Here is a 17,554-nt window from a genome sequence, read left to right on the forward strand (position 1 = left end):
TGACGACCTCGGGCTGAGAACGGTGCTCACCGGCCGACGGCTCGGCCACCAGCCTCCCACCCCAGTCCTTCCGGAGGGGTGACTGCACTCCCATTAGGCCGGGACACCGGTCACCACCTCCCGCGGCGCCGGCCCGAGCCGCTCCGGCCAGAACCGCCTGACCAGCTCGTGGTTCGCCCCGATCCCGCCGGAGGTGACCACGACCGCGCCCGCCACGAGCTCCGCCTCGCCGACGACCTCGCGGGAGGTGGGCCTACCCCGCTCCACCGGGTCCTCCGCGAGCACGTCGCAGCGCACCCCGGTCACCGCCCCGTCGGTGGTGACCAGCCCGGTCACCCGGTGACGTCCGCGCAGCCGGACCAGCCCGGCCGCGACCCCGTCCCGCACGACCCGCTCGAACGGCTCGACCAGCCCCGGCCCGGTGCCCCACGTCAGGTGGAAGCGCGGCACGGAGTTGCCGTGACCGGTGGCGGTGCCGTCGCCCCGCTCGGCCCAGCCGACCACCGGGAAGAGGCGCACGCCCCGCTCCCGCAGCCAGGCGCGCTTCTCCCCCGCCGCCCACTCGACGTAGGCCCGGGCCCAGCGCCGCCCCCAGTCGTCCTCGCCGGGGTCGTCGACGTCACCGAGCCGGTCCCACCCCGCGCTGCCGCACCAGTCCTGCCACGCGAGCTCGACCGAGTCGTGGATGCGCATCCGGCGCTGCTCCGGGCTGTCCACGAGGAAGAGCCCGCCGAAGCTCCACCACGCCTGCCCGCCGAGGTGCGCGGTGGACTCCTGGTCGACCAGGACCACCCGGCGCCCGCGGGCGACCAGCTCGGCGGTGGCGACCAGCCCTGCCAGCCCCGCCCCGACCACGACCACGTCCGCGTGCTCTGCCATGCCCGCCGACGTTACCCCGCACGGCTGCGCGTGGGGTGCTCGTTAGGCTCGACGCCGATGGGCAACCGTGAGCGCATCGCGACAGTCACCACGGGGCTGCGACGCACCGGCGTCGTGGTCCTGCTGCTCGTGCTCGCCTTCACCGGCGGCATCGTGGCGACGCAGCTGTGGCCGGTGCACACGCAGACGCGCTACTTCGCCGCAGACATCTCGGTGGAGCCGCGGCTGGACTCGACGGTGCGACTGCCGACGGTGGTGGGCGACATGGAGGTGTCCTTCGCCCGCGCCGTGCTGCCGGCGCCCGGGCTGGAGGGTCAGGTCCAGGTCCGCGACGAGGTCACCGACCTGCTCCGGCAGGGCCAGCTGCGCACCTCCGACCTCGAGCCCAGCCCGGAGGAGCTGCGGGAGGCGATCGACGCCGGTGTCGCCCAGCTCGCCTGGAAGTTCGCGGCCGGGGCGCTCGCGACCACGGTCCTGGTCATGCTCGCGTATGCCTCGGCCCACCCGACCCGCGAGCGCTACCTGCACGCGGTCCTCGCCTCGGGCGTCGCGACGGTGCTGGCGATGCTCGTGCCGGGAGGCGCGGCATACCTGACCTATCGGACCGACCGGGTCGCCGAGTTCCGCACCACCAGCCTGCTCTCGTTGGCCACCGAGAACAGTGACCTGCTTGCCGGGCTCGACCGCAAGGCCGACCAGGGCGCGGTCTACGTCACCAACCTGCTCGCGCTCTCCTCCGCGATGCGGGAGGAGTTCAGCCCGGACGCGGTCGAGGCGCCGGCCGCGGCGCGCTTCCTGCTCGTGAGCGACATCCACGGGATGAACCAGTACCCCCTCATGCGCGAGATCGTGCAGACCCAGGACATCGACGCCGTCATCGACGCCGGGGACCTGCTCAACTTCGGGCGCGCCGACGAGGGCGACCTCACCGGCATCTACGAGGGCATCGAGAGCCTCGGCGTGCCCTACCTCTACGTCCGCGGCAACCATGACGGCGCCTTCGCCCGCGACGAGGGCGTGCTCGAACGGATGGCGCAGGTCCCCAACGTCGTGCTCCTCGAGCCAAGCGAGGGCGACCTGCAGCAGGCCACGGTGCACGGCGTGACGATCACCGGCTTCAACGACAGCCGCTACTTCAACCAGCGCAGCGAGGACTACGGGGCCGACCAGAGCGCCCTCGCCGAGCGCTTCCGGGAGGCGACCGACGGGCTGGCGCCGAGCGACGTCGTGCTGACCCACCAGCCGTATGCCGCGGACCGGGTCGGGGCCGGCGCCGTGGTGATCAACGGGCACATGCACCGGCGCGACCTCACCGGGCAGCACCTGGAGGTGGGGTCGTTCACCGGTGGCGGGCTGGTCAACCAGTTCCGGCTGCCCCCGCTGACCGAGGAGGCGCAGGAAGCGGCCGAGGAGGACCCGGAGACCGCCGGCGAGCTCCTGGGCAACCCCTACAGCTTCGACATCCTCACCTTCGGCGAGGACTGCGCGATCAGCAGCCTGACCCGCTACAGCTACCGCAACCTGGTGTCCGGGCGCCCGCAGTTCGACGACGTCAGCCTCATCAACGGGCGGACGATCCAGCCGCAGCCGCCCGAGGGCCGCACCTGCTCGCCCGACCTGGGCGTCGAGGTGCAGCCGGTGGAGCAGATCATCGACGACTCCGAGGCCGACCCGACCACCGTCGAGGTCACCCCGCCGGACGACGCCGTCGTCACCACCCTTCCGCCCGCGGACCTGCCCGAGATCGAGGACGGCGCCGGCGTCACCCAGTCCCCCTGACCTCCGTTCGCCGCAGGGGGCGCCGTCCGGACGGAGGGCCCGGAACTGACGCACCACAGGACCTCTGAGCACGCTTGTGCGTCTCCTCGTGCAAGACCTTGCGTCACGCGCGTCGCTCGAGCGACGTTGGTGTCACCAGCTTGTGCACCAGGGTGGTTCCCAGAGGGGGTCGTGAGCGGGCGGAGTCCTGCGTGGACGGGTCGCGGCCCGGCACGTGGACGGTCAGCGGAGGGACCAGGTGTGGCGGACGGCATACCGCGGGGTGCCGCCCGGGCCCTGGCCCAGCTCGGAGCGGACCAGGCATACCTCGTCCGCGACCCACGACGAGGTATGCAGCGTGTCCAGCGCCTGCACGAGGTGGCCGGCGGCTCGGGGCCGCCCGACCGACCGAGCGAGGGTGACGTGCGGGGCGAACCGCGTGCCCTCGACCGTGGCACCCGCCCGGCTGGCGAGCGCGCGCAGGCTCTGCGCCCAGCTCTGCAGCGAGCCCGGGTCGGCCTGCTCCACCGCCGCCCAGAGGACCCGCGCCTGCGCCGGGTCGGGGAAGGCACCGGCGCCGCGCAGGGTCAGTCGCACCGGCAAGGCGCGGGCCGCCCACTCCTCGCCGGCCTCGACGAGGGCCTCCTCGCGCCACTCCTCCAGCTCGGGGAGGAAGGCGAGCGTGAGGTGCCGGTGCTCCGGCCGGGTCCAGCGCCAGTGGCCGCGCGGCGCCAGGGCGTCCTGGCGCGGCTCGAGCAGGGCGTCGAGCTCGCGGGCGACGGGGGCGGGAGGCAGCAGGGCGATGAAGGCACGCACCCGTCCATGGTGTCAGCCCGGCGCGGACGCCGGGTCTGTCCGGTCGGGTCGCGGCGCGGACGCGCGGGGTGTCCGGCCAAGCCGACCCGCGCGTGTGACACGCTGGCGGGGTGAGCGAGCCGGCAGCACGCAGCAGTGACCGCACCGTCGTCGCGATCGCCTGGGCCGTGGCCGCCGTGGTCATCGCGCTGGTCGTCGCCTTCATCGCCTGGCTGGCGCTCGGTGACCGCGAGGACGCGTCCGGTCCGGCCGGAGCGACCGCTACGCAGAGCGCGGTCCCCGAGGGTGGAGCGGACGGCGAGGGCGCAGCCGGGGACGAGGACGGCACCGCAGGGGAGGGCACCGAGAGCGGCGGGGCCACCGGCGAGGCCGACCGCAACGCCGCCCAGGACGGCGACGCGAGCTCGGAAGGGGGGACAGGCGCTGGGGCGGCCGATCCCGGCGCCACCCAGCAGAGCCCCTCGCCGGAGGTCGAGCAGCTGCTGCTGGACCTGCAGCGGCGCGATCCGGACGACCCGATGGCGGTCGGCGACGTCGATGCCCCCGTCGTGATGATCGAGTACGCCGACTACCGCTGCCCCTACTGCGCCCGCTTCCACCTGCAGATCCGCCCCGAGCTGCTGCCGCTGGTCGAGGACGGCACGCTGCGCATCGAGTTCCGCGACTTCGTCATCTTCGAGGAGACCTCGCGGCTCGCCGCGGTCGCCGCCCGGGCCGCCGCGGAGCAGGATCGGCGCGAGGAGTTCCAGGAGGCGGTCTTCGCGTTGTCGACCGAGGGCCACGGCGAGTACGGCCGCGAGGAGCTCGTCGAGATCGCCGAGGAGGTGGGCGTCGAGGACCTGGAGCAGTTCGAGGCCGACCTGGACGACGAGGAGCTGCTGGCCGCTGTCGAGGCGGACTCGGCGGAGGCCCGCTCCGTGGGCGTGTCCTCGACCCCGACCTTCCTCATCAACACCCAGGTCCTGCAGGGCGCCTACCCGGCCGAGCGGATAGTCGAGATCATCGAGCAGGAGCAGCAGGCCGCTCTGCAGCGCTGAGGGTCTCGCCCGCCGCTCGTCGGCGGCGGCGCACCAGCCGGTGCCCGGTGACCACACCTGCGAGGGCCACCAGGACCACGAGCCCGGCGAGCAGCGGGTGACCGCTGACCGCCGCCCCGATCACGGCGGCCCACACCGCGAAGCCGATGGTCGCGTAGATCGCCGCCCAGGCCAGGGCGCCCGGCAGCTGCGCCAGGGTGAACCGTGCCCAGGGCATACGGATCGTGCCCGCACCTGCGAGCACCAGTGTCTGCAGCCCGACGGTGAGATAGCACAGGGAGACCGCCACCAGGCCCCAGCGCTGCACCACCGCCCGCCCGCGACCCACGGCCTCGCCGTCCAGCCACCGGTGCACCGACGCCGCCATGCCACCGCGCGGACGGGTGTGCCGCAGCGCCTGCTCGGTCACGAGCCGCGCGAGCGCATACGTCACCTGACCACGCAGCAGGGCCACGAGGAAGAGAAAGGCCAGGGCACCGACGAAGGGGTAGGACTCGAGGTCGGGCATGCTCAGGCGCCGACCCCCGCGGCCGAGTGCAACGGGGTCTGCGCCGCGGCCAGGTCGGCGAAGACCGCCTCGTTCGACGCGAAGCTCTGCACCGCGGCCTCGAGGACCGCCTCCCGCTGCACCGCGGTCAGAGGGATCTGGTCCAGCCGGGCGCGGTAACCGTCCTTGTAGACCTTGGGCTTGTCGATCCCGGCGAAGGAGTAGAACGTCAGCCCGTCGGTCGGCACCCCGTAGTGGCGGTGCACCAGCCGCGCCACGATCTGCCCGCCCGAGAGGTCACCGAGGTAGCGCACGTAGTGGTTGGCCAGGACCATCTCCGGGGTATGCCGCTCCCGCAGGGTGGTCGCGTAGGCGGAGGTCGCGACGCAGATCGGCAGTCGCCCGTCGGCCAGGCGCACCTCGTGGTCCGGGCCGACCAGGACCTCCAGGTCATGGCGCAGGGCGGGCACGCGGTCGAGACGACGGTCGGCCACGGGCGCCAGCAGCGGGTGGCCGGCGTAGTGGGTGTGCAGCACGTCCTCCAGCGCCCGGTAGATCAGCAGGTGCTGGGTCGCGAGCGCGGTGAAGGCCGCCGCGCAGGCGCGGCCCTCGACCAGGTCCGTGACGAAGGCCGAGCGCTCGGCAGCGGAGTGCGCCGTCGCGGTGGCGTCGCGCAGCGCTTCGGACAAGGGGGCGGTCACGGCAGCTCACCTCGTGGTCGGCATGGCTTAGGTCACCCTTACCTTAACCGCCCGAGCGGCCTGGCGGAAGACGCCTCCCGGCCCCGAGCAGCGGGAGGGCATACCGTCTGGGCATGAGGATCGTCGTCGCCCTCGGCGGGAACGCGCTGCTCGAGCGCGGGCAGGTGCCCGACGCCGCGGCGCAGGTCGCCAACATCCGACGGGCGGTGGCGGCGCTGGCGCCGCTGACCGACGACCACCAGGTCGTCATCACCCACGGCAACGGGCCGCAGGTCGGGATCCTGGCGATGGAGAGCGCGGACGACGCGCGGCTGAGCCAGCCCTACCCCTTCGACGCGCTCGGGGCGATGACGCAGGGGCTCATCGGCTACTGGATCCTGCAGGCGATCGGCAACGAGCGGCCCTACCGGCAGTTCGCCGCGGTGCTCAACCAGACGCTGGTTGACGCCGACGACCCGGCCTTCGCGGACCCGACGAAGTTCGTCGGGGAGGTCTACGACGAGGCCGTGGCGCGCGAACTGGCCGACCGGCACGGCTGGCAGGTCAAGGCCGACGGCGAGCACTGGCGGCGCGTCGTGCCCTCACCGCGGCCGCGGGAGATCATCGAGACCCGGCTCATCGACCACCTGCTCGACGAGTCGGTCATCGTCGTCTGCGCAGGCGGTGGCGGCGTGCCCGTCGTGCGGACGGGGACCGGCGACCTGCGCGGGGTCGAGGCGGTCATTGACAAGGACCTGTCCGCCGCGCTGCTGGCGCACCGGCTCGGCGCCGACCGGCTGCTCGTGCTCACCGACGTACCGGCCGTGATGCAGGGCTTCGACACGCACGCCGCGCGCGAGATCCGGCGCACGACGCCGCAGGAGCTGCGGGCGCTGGACCTGCCGGCCGGGTCGATGGGGCCCAAGGTCGAGGCGGTGTGCCGCTTCGTCGAGGTGGGCGGCGCCGGCGCGGCGGCGGCCATCGGCAGCCTGGAGGAGGTCGCCTCGCTCGTCGACGGCTCGGCAGGGACCTACGTCAGCGCGCAGGGGTGAGGCGGGGCGATCCGACCTGAGGACACGCCCGTCGTCACCGGCTCAGGTACGCACGTGCATGGCTGAGCCGTCTCCGGCCGGCGCGTCGGCCGGATGGCCGGGGGTCGGGTTCAGCGCCTGGTCGCAGCGGCGCCGATGAGCGCAACCATGAGCAGGCCGGCCAGGACGGCCGCCGCCGGAGCGGCCACGGGCGCCCATACCAGGCCGAGCGCGAGCCCGAGCCCGCCCACGACCGACACGGCCCCACCGAGGCCGGTGAAGAAGGGCACGCCGAAGGCACGGGCGAACGGGATGAAGTGCAGACCGACACCGAGGGCGATGAGCGCCGGGCCGAGCTCGGGGACGTCTGCGGCGCGCAGCACGGCGCTGCCGGCGACGAAGAACGCGAGCATCCCCAGCACGGAGAGGCCGTAGACCAGGCCGGCGCGACGGTGCGGAGCGGAGGTCTGACGGGCGCCGCCGCGGCGCACGAAGACGGCCCACGCAGCCCCGAGGAGCAGCACCACCCAGGCGACCAGCGCTGCGGTCGACCAGGTCTGCGGCAGCTCCCCGCGGTTGACGAGCACGAAGACCGTGCCACCGACCAGGCCGATCACCGACCCGATCATCGACCCCGGCGCCCGCACCGCCTCCGTGGACTCCCCCTGCTCGACCATGCCGCCGAAGCTACACCTCGCCCGCGAGCGCCCCGTCGAACCACGCCCCCAGCACCGGCGTCCACTCCCGGATCGCCACCTGCTCGACCAGCCCCAGCTGCTGGAACGGGTCCTCCCGCAGCAGCTCGGCCAGGTCGGCCGCGCTCTCGGCCCGCAGGATGAGCAGCGCGGCGTCGGGCGCCTCCTCGATGCTGGCGTAGGGACCGCTGAGCAGGGCGGTGCCCTCGGCCGCCAGCCCGCCCAGGAACTCACGGTGCGCCGGCCGGTGCTGGTCGCGCGCCGCGGTGTCGTCGGAATAGGTGTAGTGCACGACGAAGAAGCTCATGCCGCTCATCCTAGGGACGGCCGACCTGGACCTCTGCTCAGAAGCAGCTCTCGCCACCAGGCTAGTTTGCTAGCATCCTAGATATGACCGACAAGGCGCAGTTCAACGTCTACCTCCCCCGGGACCTCATCACCGAGATCAAGCACCGCGGCATCGACGAAGCGATCAGCCTGTCCGCGCTCGTCGAGAAGGCGCTCCGGGCCTACCTCGTCTCGAACGAAGGAGAGCAGAAGTGATCACCGACCTCACCGCCCAGCCCATCCGCTTCACCTCGGACCTCCCCGCCTGGCAGCGGCTCCTGGAGACCCTCGGCGGGCACCTCGTCTACGAGCGCCCCGGCTGGCTGGTGTATGCCGTCGGCTCGGGCCGCGTCGCGCTCCACGCCGCGAGCGAGCAACAGCCGGCCGGGGTGTGCGCCCTCGCCCTCTCGACGACGACGCCCGTCCCCGAGGCGGTGGCCGCGGCCGCAGCGGCCGGCGTGCCGATCACGCTCGGCCACCCGGACCACGGCGAGGCGGGCATGGTCGAGGCGCCCGACGGGACCAGCTTCACCCTCGACTCGCCCACCCCGGTGGAACGCGAGGGCGGCGTGAGCGACCGGAGGCTGGCGGCCCTGCCGATCTGGTACGGCCCGGACACGGCGATGATCACCGGGGTGCTCGAGGGCATCGGTGCGCGCCCGCGCACGGTGGCGGACGACGGCATCTGGACCGACCTGCGCTGCGAGGGCGGCGGCCTTGTCGCCGCGCACCGGGACGAGTCACCGGCGGTCGAGCTGGCCTTCGAATGGGACGGTGACGTCGAGGAGGCGCTGGCGCTGCTCACCGAGGCGGGGATCGAGGCCGTGCTCATCGACGAGACCTACAGCCGCACGGTCCAGATCGCCGACCCCGACTGCCGCAAGGAGATCTGGGTCAACGAGCGCATGACGGACCTCTACGGCTACACCCGCACCTGAGCGACGCCCGACCGGCCCCCCGGCCGGTGAGCGGTCAGCGGGTGGCGTCGAGCGCCCGGGCGAGGTCGGCCCAGAGGTCCTCGACGTCCTCGACGCCGACCGAGAGGCGGAGCAGCGTCTCGGGGACCGTCAAGACCTCCAGCGCGTGGCGGCGGCGACGCTCGATCTGGCTCTCCACCCCGCCGAGGCTGGTCGAGTGCACCCACAGCCGGGTCGCGGCACAGATCGCCTCGGCCCGCTCGACGCCCCCGGCGACCTCGATCGACACCATGCCGCCGAAGCCGGGGTAGCGCACCCGCTGCACGACCGGGTGCTCCTCCAGCCGTGCGACGAGCTCGCGCGCGTTGGCCTCGGCGCGCTCCAGCCGCAGGTGCAGCGTCCGCACCCCGCGCAGCACGAGGAAGGTCTCCATCGGCCCCGGGATCGCGCCGTAGAGCGTGCGGTGCGTGTGCAGCCGCTGCAGCAGGTCGGGCCGCTCCGCCGAGACGACCAGGGCGCCGAAGAGCGCGTCCGAGTGCCCGGCGAGATACTTCGTCGCCGAGTGCACCACCACGTCGGCACCCCAGGTCAGCGGCTGCTGCGCCAGCGGCGTCGCGAAGGTGTTGTCGCACACCACGACGGGCCGGTCCTCGCCGTACCGCTCGACCAGCCCGCGCACGACCGCCGCCACATCGGTGACCTCCATCATCGGGTTGGACGGCGACTCCAGGTGCAGCACGTCCGCCCCCTCGCAGGCGTCGACGATCGCCGCGACGTCCTCGGGGTCGACCCGCCGCTGGGTGAGCGCGCCGGCGACCTCGCGGTCGGCCAGCTGGCCGGTGGTGCCGTTGTAGACGTGCGTCGGCGCGACGACCACGCCACCGACCGGGACCAGCGACATGGTCGCCGCGATGGCACCCATCCCGGAGGCGAAGACCAACGCGTCGCCCCCCTCCAGCGACCCGAGCACCTCCTCCAGGGCCTCCCACGTCGGGTTGCCGTCACGGGCGTAGTCGACCGCGCCGTCCGCGGCATACGTCGAGGTGAAGGTCACCGGCACGTTGACCGGGGCGCCGGGCTCTCGGGCCGGCCGCCCGAGGGACACGGCGCGGGTGCCGGGGGCGAGCGCCTCGCCGTCGTGGGGGGTCATGGTTGTCCTCCGGTATGCCGTCTGCGCGGTCGGCGTCAGTCCTCGCCGCTCTGCCGCTCACGATAGGCCGCGGCGGCGACCCGGTTGCCGCAGGTGGTGCTGCAGAAGCGCTTGGAGCGGTTGCGGGAGAGGTCGACCAGGACGCCGTCGCAGTCGTCGGCGCCGCACCGGCGCAGCCGCTGCAGCTCGTCGGCGCGCACGACGTCGATCATCGCCATCGCCGCCTCGACCGCCATGCGGGTGGCGAAAGGGGCGTCGTCGGGGACGCCGTGCAGGTGCCAGCCCCACCCGTCGTGGTCGACCAGCTGCGGGACCGCCCGCTCCTGGGCGAGCAGCGTGTTGACGAGATCGACCACCCCCGGCTCGTCGAGGTCCCAGAGCTGGGCCAGCCGCGGACGCAGGGCGCGGACCCGCTCGACCCCCGCGCGGTCCGTGGGCGGCTGCCCCGACCAGCCCCACGTCGAGGCGAAGTCCTGCAACTCGGCGGCGCTGGTGAGGGTGTCGAGCCCCTCCGCCCGCGCGCGCACGGCCTGCTCGGAGGGCAGGTGGTCGCTGCCGCTGCCGGCCCCGCTGCGGGTGTTGACCAGCCCGGCCGCGCCCTGCATCGCCACCTCTGTGTCATGAGTGAAAAGCACCTTGACTCCTGATGGTGGGCATCGGTATCGTCATGAGTGTCACCCATCGACACCCATGACGCCAACCGCAGAAGGGGGGCCAGCCCCATGACCACCACCCGCACCCACGACGTGACCACCGCCCGACCGACGAGCGGTCGCAGCCGCGTGCGCACCGTGCTGCTCGGGCTGGCCGTCGCCCTGTTCTCGGCCGCGATGTTCGGCACCTCCGGCACCGTCGGCAAGAGCCTGCTGCTCACCGGCTGGTCCTCGGGCGCCGCCGTCGCCGTCCGCGTCGGGCTCGGCGCGCTCATCCTCGCCGGCCCTGCCGCGATCGCGATGCGCGGCCGGTGGCACCTGCTGCGACGCCCGGTCACCTGGATCCACACCGGGCTCTTCGGCCTGCTGGCCGTCGCCACCGCCCAGCTGTTCTACTTCCTCGCCGTCGAGCGGCTCTCCGTCGGCGTGGCCCTCATGCTGGAGTACCTCGGCCCGATCCTCGTCGTCGGCTGGCTCTGGGCCCGCCACGGCCAGCGGCCCCGCGCGCTGACCATCGGGGGCGTCAGCCTCGCGGTGCTCGGCCTGCTGCTCGTGCTCGACGTCCTCGGCGACGTGCAGCTGAGCACCGTCGGGGTCGTGTGGGGCCTGGTCGCCGCTGTCGGCCTCGCGGGCTTCTTCATCGTCGGCTCCGACGACTCCAGCGGCCTGCCGCCGACCGCCTTCGCCGCGCTCGGTATGGCGATCGGCGCGGCCGTCCTCGGGCTGGCCGGCCTCATCGGCGTCCTGCCCATGAGCGTCAGCACGCAGAGCGTGACCCTCGCCGGCGCCACCGCGCGTGGTGGCTGCCGGTGGCCTGGCTCGGCCTGGTCGCGGCGGCCGGGGCATACCTCACCGGGATCATCGCCGCCCGCATGCTCGGCGCCAAGGTCGCCTCCTTCGTGGGGCTGGCCGAGGTGATGTTCGCCGTGCTCTTCGCCTGGCTGCTGCTCGGGGAGATGCCGGCGCCCGTGCAGCTGCTCGGCGGCGCCCTCATCGTCGCCGGCGTGGCCGCGGTCAAGGCCGACGAGCGCGACGACGAGCTCCCGCAGGCGACCTACGAGGTCGAGCCGCTGCCCGAGGCCTGACGCCTCGATCACGGTCCCGTGGGAGTCGGCACCCTTCCCGACTCCCACGGGACCATCGGCTTGTCAGCCGGCGAAGGTGACGCTCACGTCGTCGTGCCCCAGGGCCTCCAGCAGCCCCTCGAGCATGGCGACCGTGTTGCTCTCCGCGAGTTCGACCAGCGGCCCGGTCCCCTCGGCGGCCTCGCTCATCTGCGCCACCGCGACCCGCTGCGCCTCCTGCTCCAGGTCCGAGCCCCGGAAGCGGTTGGTGATCCCCCGGTCGACGCTCACGACGTAGCTCTCCTCGAGGTCCAGCACGGGGTCGCCGACGCTTGGCTCCGGGAGCCGCACCCGGACCGCGCCGCTCTCCTCGTCGACCTGCACCCGGCGCTCGTCGAGCGCGCTGAAGTCGACCACCGCATCGACCGTGCCCTTGCCGACGTAGAGCACCCGCTCACCGCTGATCCAGCCGGGCACGAAGCGGGTGTCCCGCTCCAGGTCGACGACGGTCTCGTAGTAGGCGCTGGCCGCGTGGAAGTCGCTGATCTCGGTGAGCGACTGCAGCACCGAGGGCCCGGTCCGGTCGATCTCCTCCTCAGTGAAGGGGTTGAGCGAGGGGCGCCAGTCGGTGAGCAGGGTGACGCCGCCGACCAGGGCCAGCAGCACCACCGGGATCATCGCCACGACACCGAGCACACGACCCTTCATGGCCCCAACCTAGCTGCCGACGGTCGCCGCGCGCCGGACGAAGTCGGTGATGCCCTCGGCCTCCTCGACCCGCGAGCTCTCGCCGACGTAGGGCATGTGCCCGGTCTCGAACCACGCGTGCTCGATCCGGTCCAGCGCCGCGTCCGGCAGGCGCAGGTGCGCGACCGTGTCCTCGGCGGCGGCATACGGCGTCGCGAGGTCGTAGTAGCCGTACTCGAAGCGGACCCGCAGGTGCGGGTTGGCACGCATGACCCGCTCCAGCTTGTCGACGACGTTGATCGGCCTGCCCTCGAACTCCTTGTAGGACCAGTGCTCGATCGCGTCCGAGAAGACGGCGTAGGGCAGGTCCAGCTCGGAGCGCAGCTCGGCCCGCAGGTAGTGGTGGATCGCCGCGGCGTACGGGCCCATGATCGCGTCGATGCTCGGGTCGGCGTCCATGCCCTCGGCGATCCCGGAGTGCAGGACGCCCCGGATCCGGCCGTCGATCCGGCCGACCGTCTCGCCCCGGTCGCGCAGCAGCTCGGTGCAGAAGCGCCAGTGCTCGGGGCGCAGGTCGCAGCGCTCGACGTAGTCCTGCGACAGCCCGGTCAGCCGCGCCACCTGTGCAGCGACCTCGGCACGCTCGTCGTCGGTGAGCCGGTTGCCACGCGCCAGCGCCCAGCGGTATGCCCCCGCCGCCAGCTCCTCGGCCTCACCGAGCACCTCGGCGAGCTCCCGGCCCTCGTGCTTGCCGTGGTAGTGCGCGATCGCGGCATACGTCGGGAGGTAGGACAGGCACGCCTCGTCGAACCGCAGGAAGCGGAAGTCCTGGGTGCCGAAGTCGAGCACGCTGGAGATGAGGACCAACCCGTTGAGCTGCATACCGAAGTTCGTGAAGAGGTGCTCGGCCACCGACACCGCCCGGGTGGTGCCGTAGGACTCGCCGGCCAGGAACTTCGGGCTCATCCACCGGTCCTCGCGGGTGCACCACAGCCGGATCAGCTCGGCGACCTGCTCGACATCCTTCTTCCAGCCGTGGAAGTCCTTGGCCTTGCCTCCCTCGACCGCGCGCGACCACCCGGTCGACATGGGGTCGATGAAGACCAGGTCGGAGGCGCGCAGCAGCGTCTCGGGGTTGTCCGCGAGAGCGTAGGGCGGCGGGGTCGACTCGTTCGGCTCGCCCGCGACCGCGATGCGCGGACCGAGCACGCCCAGGTGCAGCCACACCGAGCTCGACCCGGGGCCGCCGTTGAAGACGAAGGTGATCGGGCGGGCGACGTCGGGCTCCCCGTCCTCGTCGGTGACGGTGTAGGCCGTGACCGCCAGCTCGCCGCGCGGCGTCCAGCCCTGGAAGACGTCGTCCTTGACCTCCTCCTCGCGGATGACGATGCGTCCGGTGCGGGCGGTATACGTCAGGTCGCCGTCGGCGGTGCCGATCGTGTGCCGCGTCTCGACCAGGACGTCGCGCGGCTCGGGCCGGTCCGTCGTCTCCGTGCCGGTCGAACCGTTCCCTGTGGCGTCCTTGGTGGTCTCCTCGCTCATGGCCGCCAGCGTAGGCGGGCGGGTCGAGCGGGTGCCTCCCCCGTCCGGGATCCCTCGTCGTGTCGACTGGTCGGAGACTAGTCTGATCTGCCTGAGCAGCACCGTGGGCGCCTACGACGCCAAGACCCACCTGCCTCGACTGCTCGACGAGGTGGAGCAGGGTGCCACCGTCACCATCACCCAGCACGGGCGTCCGGTCGCCCGGCTCGTCGGGGTGCGCGGCGCCGCCCCCGCCTCGGCCGACCTGAAGTCCGCCTTCGCCGCAGCCCGCGCCGGGCACACCCTCGGAGTGCCCGCTGCCGAGGCCGTGGCCGAGGGTCGACGTTGAGCGGCGTCGTCCTCGACGCGTCGGCAGCGCTGTCGTGGTGCTCGAGGACGAGTGGACGCCGCAGAGCGACTCCCTGCTGGCGACCGTGCGCGCCGACGGTGCCGTCGTCCCGCCGCTGTGGGACCTGGAGATCGCCAACGCCCTCGCGGGGGCGGAGCGGCGCGGGCGCATCTCAGCGGCGCACGCCACCCACCTGGCCGCCCTGCTCGCCCAGCTGCCGATCAAGGTGAGCGAGCACGACCCAGGCATGCCCGGGCTGCTCGCCCAGGCCCGCACGTCCGGCCTCACGGCCTATGACGCCTGCTCTCTGCTCACGGCGATGGCGACCGGGCTCCCCCTCGCCTCGCTGGACGGCCGGCTGCGGGAGGCCGCGCTGGCGCAGGGGGTCACGGTGCTGCCGGGGTTCGCGCCAGCCTGAGACCGCGACTCCTCCGCAGCAGTGCTGCCGATGTCGTGATGCATCACCGCAGAGGCACACCTTCTGCGTGAGAGTGGGGCCCACGGCCCGGCGACGACCGGCATACCGGCGCTGTGCTGTCATGAGCGCCATGACCAACCCGCTGCTCGCCCCGTCCACGCTGCCGTTCTCCCTCCCCGACTACGCAACGATGACCGATGCGCACGTGCGCGAGGCGATCGAGGTGGGGATGGCCGAGCAGCTGGAGGCGCTGCGCCTGCTCGCCGCCGACCCCGAGCCGGCCACGGTGGCCAACGTCCTGCACGCCTGGGAGACCAGCGGCGCCACCCTGGACCGCACGATGTCCGCCTTCTGGGTCGCCCGGTCCGCCGACACCAACCCCGAGCGCGACGCGATCATGGCCGACTTCGCGCCGCGGCTGGCGGCTCACTCGGACACGATCATGCTCGACCCCGACCTGTATGCCCGGCTCCGGGCGCTGCGCGAGCGCGCCGACGCGGGGGAGGTCGAGCTCGACGAACAGGACGAGTTCGTGCTCGACGAGCGGCTGCGGGGCTACGAGCGTGGCGGCATCACCCTTGACGAGCCCGGCCAGGCGCGGCTGCGCGAGCTCAACGCCGAGCTGGCGACGCTGTCCACCGAGTTCGACCGGCTGCTGGTCACCGGCCGCGCGGCCGCCGCCGTGCACGTGACCGACGAGGCCCAGCTCGCCGGTCTCGGCGCGGACGACACGGCCGGGCTGCGCGAGGCGGCCCAGGCCGCGGGGCTCGACGGCTGGCTCGTCACGCTCACCAACACGACCGGGCAGCCCGTCCTGGACTCGCTGGCGGACCGCAGCCTGCGCGAGCGGGTCTTCCGCGCCTCCGTCGAGCGGGGCCTGAGTGAGGGCGAGCACGACACCCGCGACATCCTGGTGCGGATCGCGCGGCTGCGGGCCGAGCGCGCCACCCTGCTCGGCTACGAGCACTACGCGTCCTACGTCCACCAGGTCGGCTGCGCCCGCACCACGGCGGCCGTCAACGACCTGCTGGCACGGCTGGCGCCGGGGGTCGTGGAGCTCGCGCAGCGCGAGGCCGACGCGCTCGCCGAGCAGCTGCGCACCCTCGACCCGGACGCGACGCTGGAGGCCTGGGACTGGCAGTTCCTTGCCGCGCGCGACTCCGGCGACGCCTTCGACACGGCCCGGCTCACGCCCTACCTCGAGTTCGAGCAGGTGCTCACCGAGGGGGTCTTCGCCGCCGCCACCGCGCTCTACGGCATCACCTTCCACGAGCGCGAGGACCTGGTCGGCTACACCGGCGACGCTCGGGTATTCGAGGTGCGGGAGGAGGACGGCACGACGCTCGGGCTGGTCGTCCTCGACCCCTACACCCGGCCGACCAAGAAGGGCGGGGCGTGGATGACGAGCATCGTCGACCAGTCCCACCTGCTCGGCGACCTGCCGGTCGTCACCAACACCTGCAACCTGCCGCCGCCCGCGCCGGGCTCCCCGAGCCTCATGACGTGGACCAACGTCATCACGCTCTTCCACGAGTTCGGGCACGACCTGCATGGGCTGCTCTCCGACGTGCGCTACCCCTCCCGCTCGGGCACCTCGGTCCCGCGCGACTTCGTCGAGTTCCCGAGCCAGGTCAACGAGATCTGGGCCTGGGAGCCGGCGCTCCTGCAGCGGTATGCCCGGCACCACGAGACCGGGGAGCCCGTCCCCGCCGCGTGGGTCGAGCAGCTCGCCGCGAGCCGCACCGAGACCGGCTACCACACGCTGGAGCTGCTCAAGGCGATGATCCTGGACCAGGCCTGGCACCAGACGCCGCTCACCGAGCTGCCCGAGGACGGCTCCGGCGTCGAGGCCTTCGAGGCGGCCGCCCTGGAGCGGTCGGGGGTCGCCTTCCCGCTCGTCCCGCCGCGCTACCGCAGCTCCTACTTCCACCACATCTTCGGCGGGGGTTACTCCGCCGGCTACTACTCCTACCTCTGGTCGGAGGTCATGGACGCCGACACGGTCGCGTGGTTCCGCGAGCAGGGCGACGATGACCACCCCGGGGGGATGACCCGGGCCGCCGGCGAGGTCTTCCGACGGGAGCTGCTGGGGCCCGGCGGGTCCCGCGAGGCCCTCTCGACCTACCGGGAGTTCCGCGGCGCCGACCCGGACGTGAGCCATCTGCTGGCCCGGCTCGGGCTCGGTGAGAGCACCCGCTGACGGCGCCGGCGTCGGGCGCCACGCTGCGCCCCGGCGTCATCACAAGTAGGGTGATGCACCCATCGAGGAAGGTGGTTGATGACGATGAAGTCTTTCCCCCTGATCCCGTATGCCGTGGTCGGCGTGGTGCTCGTGCTGTGGTGGACCTTCACCCAGTCTCTGGTCGCCGCCGGCCTGATCGCCGCGCTGCTCGTCGTGGCCGCGGTCCACATCATCAAGATCACCAGCGGTCCGGGCTCGCTCGGCAGCGCTCAGGACGAGGCCGAGGGCCACGTCCGCGCCAGCTTCCCCGTGCCGCCGGAGCGTCACCGCGGCATCTGAGACAGCCGCTCCAAGCGATCCGGCGGCGACCGGACGACCACAGCGACCAGGAGACCGCACGCTCCTCAGGCCGGTCGGGTCGCCCCCACCACGGCTGCCGCCGCCAGGTCGTGCACCTGGTGGGTGCGCTCGATCTGGACGTCGTGGAAGCCGACGTCGCCCTGCATGGGCCGGTAGTCGCTCTCGAGCAGCGCGCCCGCGATGCAGCCGGTCCAGCTCTCCACGTCCGCACGCAGCTCGTCGGTCCACGGGGCCAGTGCGACGACGTCGCTGATCGCCAACCGCCCGCCGGGTCGGAGCACGCGGAAGGCCTCGGCGAGCACGACCCGCTTGTCGGCCGCGAGGTTGATCACGCAGTTGGAGATGACGACGTCGACGCTGGCGTCCGGGAGCGGCGCGTCCTCCAGGTAGCCCTCCAGGAACTCGACGTTGGTCACCCCCGCGTCAGCCGCGTTGCGCACCGGGGACCTGCCGGCGAAGAGCAGCACGTCCTCGTCGAAGTCGCCGTAGAAGAACTCGAGGTCCTGCTCGACCTCCTGCGCCGGGCCCGCCGTCGCCATCAGC

General features: G+C 73.1%; 21 protein-coding genes and 1 pseudogene. 11 read left to right on the forward strand and 11 right to left on the reverse strand.

The genetic code is table 11. The annotated features are described in order from the left end of the window. Nucleotides 1-96: 96 nt before the first annotated feature. Nucleotides 97-879, reverse strand: a pseudogene (locus BJF86_RS07390) (FAD-binding protein); the annotation flags it as partial. A 57-nt stretch (nt 880-936) separates the two neighbouring features. On the opposite strand from BJF86_RS07390, the gene BJF86_RS07395 reads away from it, so the two are divergent. Further along, a complete protein-coding gene (locus tag BJF86_RS07395) occupies nt 937-2,658 on the forward strand; it encodes a metallophosphoesterase family protein (protein ID WP_075817805.1) in 1,722 nt (573 codons plus the stop codon). Nucleotides 2,659-2,880: 222 nt separating this feature from the next. On the opposite strand, the gene thpR is transcribed toward BJF86_RS07395, so the two are convergent. Continuing rightward, on the reverse strand, nt 2,881-3,453 hold the full coding sequence (thpR, locus tag BJF86_RS07400; RefSeq protein ID WP_022925790.1) for an RNA 2',3'-cyclic phosphodiesterase: 573 nt from the start codon (nt 3,451-3,453) through the stop codon (nt 2,881-2,883). A 110-nt stretch (nt 3,454-3,563) separates the two neighbouring features. On the opposite strand from thpR, the gene BJF86_RS07405 reads away from it, so the two are divergent. After that, the gene (locus BJF86_RS07405) at nt 3,564-4,490 is read left to right on the forward strand and encodes a DsbA family protein (protein WP_075817806.1); all 927 of its coding nucleotides are present in this window, start codon (nt 3,564-3,566) and stop codon (nt 4,488-4,490) included. Here BJF86_RS07405 and BJF86_RS07410 read toward each other — a convergent pair. Both BJF86_RS07410 and BJF86_RS07415 read right to left on the reverse strand, forming a co-directional pair. Beyond that, nucleotides 4,453-4,998, reverse strand: coding sequence for a DedA family protein (locus BJF86_RS07410; protein ID WP_075817808.1), 546 nt, complete (start codon nt 4,996-4,998; stop codon nt 4,453-4,455). The genes BJF86_RS07405 and BJF86_RS07410 overlap by 38 nt on opposite strands. A 2-nt stretch (nt 4,999-5,000) precedes the next feature. Further along, entirely contained in the window at nt 5,001-5,678 is a 678-nt protein-coding gene (locus tag BJF86_RS07415) for a heme oxygenase (biliverdin-producing) (RefSeq protein WP_075817810.1), read from the reverse strand. A gap of 113 nt (nt 5,679-5,791) precedes the next feature. On the opposite strand from BJF86_RS07415, the gene BJF86_RS07420 reads away from it, so the two are divergent. After that, the gene (locus BJF86_RS07420; protein ID WP_075817813.1) at nt 5,792-6,709 is read left to right on the forward strand and encodes a carbamate kinase; all 918 of its coding nucleotides are present in this window, start codon (nt 5,792-5,794) and stop codon (nt 6,707-6,709) included. 110 nt (nt 6,710-6,819) lie between these two features. Here the strand turns inward: BJF86_RS07420 and BJF86_RS07425 are convergent, their stop codons facing one another. Then, on the reverse strand, nt 6,820-7,365 hold the full coding sequence (locus tag BJF86_RS07425; RefSeq protein WP_083652782.1) for a hypothetical protein: 546 nt from the start codon (nt 7,363-7,365) through the stop codon (nt 6,820-6,822). Nucleotides 7,366-7,375: 10 nt separating this feature from the next. After that, the gene (locus BJF86_RS07430) at nt 7,376-7,690 is read right to left on the reverse strand and encodes a YciI family protein (RefSeq protein ID WP_075813139.1); all 315 of its coding nucleotides are present in this window, start codon (nt 7,688-7,690) and stop codon (nt 7,376-7,378) included. A gap of 83 nt (nt 7,691-7,773) precedes the next feature. Between BJF86_RS07430 and BJF86_RS07435 the strand changes: the two genes are divergently transcribed. Together BJF86_RS07435 and BJF86_RS07440 are read left to right on the forward strand one after the other, a co-directional pair. Continuing rightward, complete coding sequence (locus tag BJF86_RS07435) at nt 7,774-7,926, forward strand: CopG family transcriptional regulator (protein ID WP_075813141.1); 153 nt, start codon at nt 7,774-7,776, stop codon at nt 7,924-7,926. After that, nucleotides 7,923-8,648, forward strand: a complete 726-nt coding sequence (locus BJF86_RS07440) for a hypothetical protein (RefSeq protein WP_075817815.1) — start codon at nt 7,923-7,925, stop codon at nt 8,646-8,648. Before BJF86_RS07435 ends, BJF86_RS07440 begins: the two co-directional genes overlap by 4 nt. A 34-nt stretch (nt 8,649-8,682) precedes the next feature. Here the strand turns inward: BJF86_RS07440 and BJF86_RS07445 are convergent, their stop codons facing one another. Both BJF86_RS07445 and BJF86_RS07450 read right to left on the reverse strand, forming a co-directional pair. Further along, complete coding sequence (locus BJF86_RS07445; RefSeq protein ID WP_075817817.1) at nt 8,683-9,777, reverse strand: trans-sulfuration enzyme family protein; 1,095 nt, start codon at nt 9,775-9,777, stop codon at nt 8,683-8,685. Between the two features lie 35 nt (nt 9,778-9,812). Continuing rightward, complete coding sequence (locus tag BJF86_RS07450) at nt 9,813-10,412, reverse strand: CGNR zinc finger domain-containing protein (protein ID WP_075817819.1); 600 nt, start codon at nt 10,410-10,412, stop codon at nt 9,813-9,815. Between the two features lie 87 nt (nt 10,413-10,499). On the opposite strand from BJF86_RS07450, the gene BJF86_RS07455 reads away from it, so the two are divergent. Then, the gene (locus BJF86_RS07455) at nt 10,500-11,348 is read left to right on the forward strand and encodes an EamA family transporter (protein ID WP_237768121.1); all 849 of its coding nucleotides are present in this window, start codon (nt 10,500-10,502) and stop codon (nt 11,346-11,348) included. Beyond that, nucleotides 11,240-11,515 carry an EamA family transporter gene (locus BJF86_RS18790; RefSeq protein ID WP_237768122.1) on the forward strand — a complete coding sequence of 92 codons (276 nt, stop codon included), beginning with the start codon at nt 11,240-11,242 and terminating at the stop codon, nt 11,513-11,515. The genes BJF86_RS07455 and BJF86_RS18790 overlap by 109 nt, the downstream gene beginning before the upstream one ends. Nucleotides 11,516-11,578: 63 nt before the next feature. On the opposite strand, the gene BJF86_RS07460 is transcribed toward BJF86_RS18790, so the two are convergent. Together BJF86_RS07460 and BJF86_RS07465 are read right to left on the reverse strand one after the other, a co-directional pair. Further along, nucleotides 11,579-12,202 (reverse strand): DUF4230 domain-containing protein, encoded by a 624-nt coding sequence (locus BJF86_RS07460; protein ID WP_075817821.1) that lies wholly within the window; start codon nt 12,200-12,202, stop codon nt 11,579-11,581. 9 nt (nt 12,203-12,211) lie between these two features. Further along, entirely contained in the window at nt 12,212-13,723 is a 1,512-nt protein-coding gene (locus BJF86_RS07465; protein ID WP_075817823.1) for a S10 family peptidase, read from the reverse strand. Nucleotides 13,724-13,826: 103 nt separating this feature from the next. Here BJF86_RS07465 and BJF86_RS07470 point away from each other — a divergent pair, with 103 nt between their 5' ends. The 4 genes from BJF86_RS07470 to BJF86_RS07485 all read left to right on the forward strand — a co-directional run bounded on the left by BJF86_RS07470 (nt 13,827) and on the right by BJF86_RS07485 (nt 16,990). Continuing rightward, nucleotides 13,827-14,051: a type II toxin-antitoxin system Phd/YefM family antitoxin gene (locus BJF86_RS07470; RefSeq protein ID WP_237768123.1), complete on the forward strand. Its 225-nt coding sequence runs from the start codon at nt 13,827-13,829 to the stop codon at nt 14,049-14,051. Between the two features lie 37 nt (nt 14,052-14,088). Beyond that, nucleotides 14,089-14,469 (forward strand): type II toxin-antitoxin system VapC family toxin, encoded by a 381-nt coding sequence (locus BJF86_RS07475; protein ID WP_202817324.1) that lies wholly within the window; start codon nt 14,089-14,091, stop codon nt 14,467-14,469. A 130-nt stretch (nt 14,470-14,599) separates the two neighbouring features. Then, nucleotides 14,600-16,669 (forward strand): M3 family metallopeptidase, encoded by a 2,070-nt coding sequence (locus tag BJF86_RS07480; RefSeq protein ID WP_083652786.1) that lies wholly within the window; start codon nt 14,600-14,602, stop codon nt 16,667-16,669. 78 nt (nt 16,670-16,747) lie between these two features. Then, nucleotides 16,748-16,990 carry a hypothetical protein gene (locus BJF86_RS07485; protein WP_075817827.1) on the forward strand — a complete coding sequence of 81 codons (243 nt, stop codon included), beginning with the start codon at nt 16,748-16,750 and terminating at the stop codon, nt 16,988-16,990. Between the two features lie 65 nt (nt 16,991-17,055). On the opposite strand, the gene BJF86_RS07490 is transcribed toward BJF86_RS07485, so the two are convergent. Beyond that, on the reverse strand, nt 17,056-17,554 hold a 499-nt coding region (locus BJF86_RS07490; protein ID WP_143553734.1), incomplete at its 5' end, for a methyltransferase domain-containing protein.

The sequence above is a fragment of the Serinicoccus sp. CNJ-927 genome (assembly GCF_001942435.1).
In the GTDB taxonomy this organism is placed as follows: domain Bacteria; phylum Actinomycetota; class Actinomycetes; order Actinomycetales; family Dermatophilaceae; genus Ornithinicoccus; species Ornithinicoccus marinus.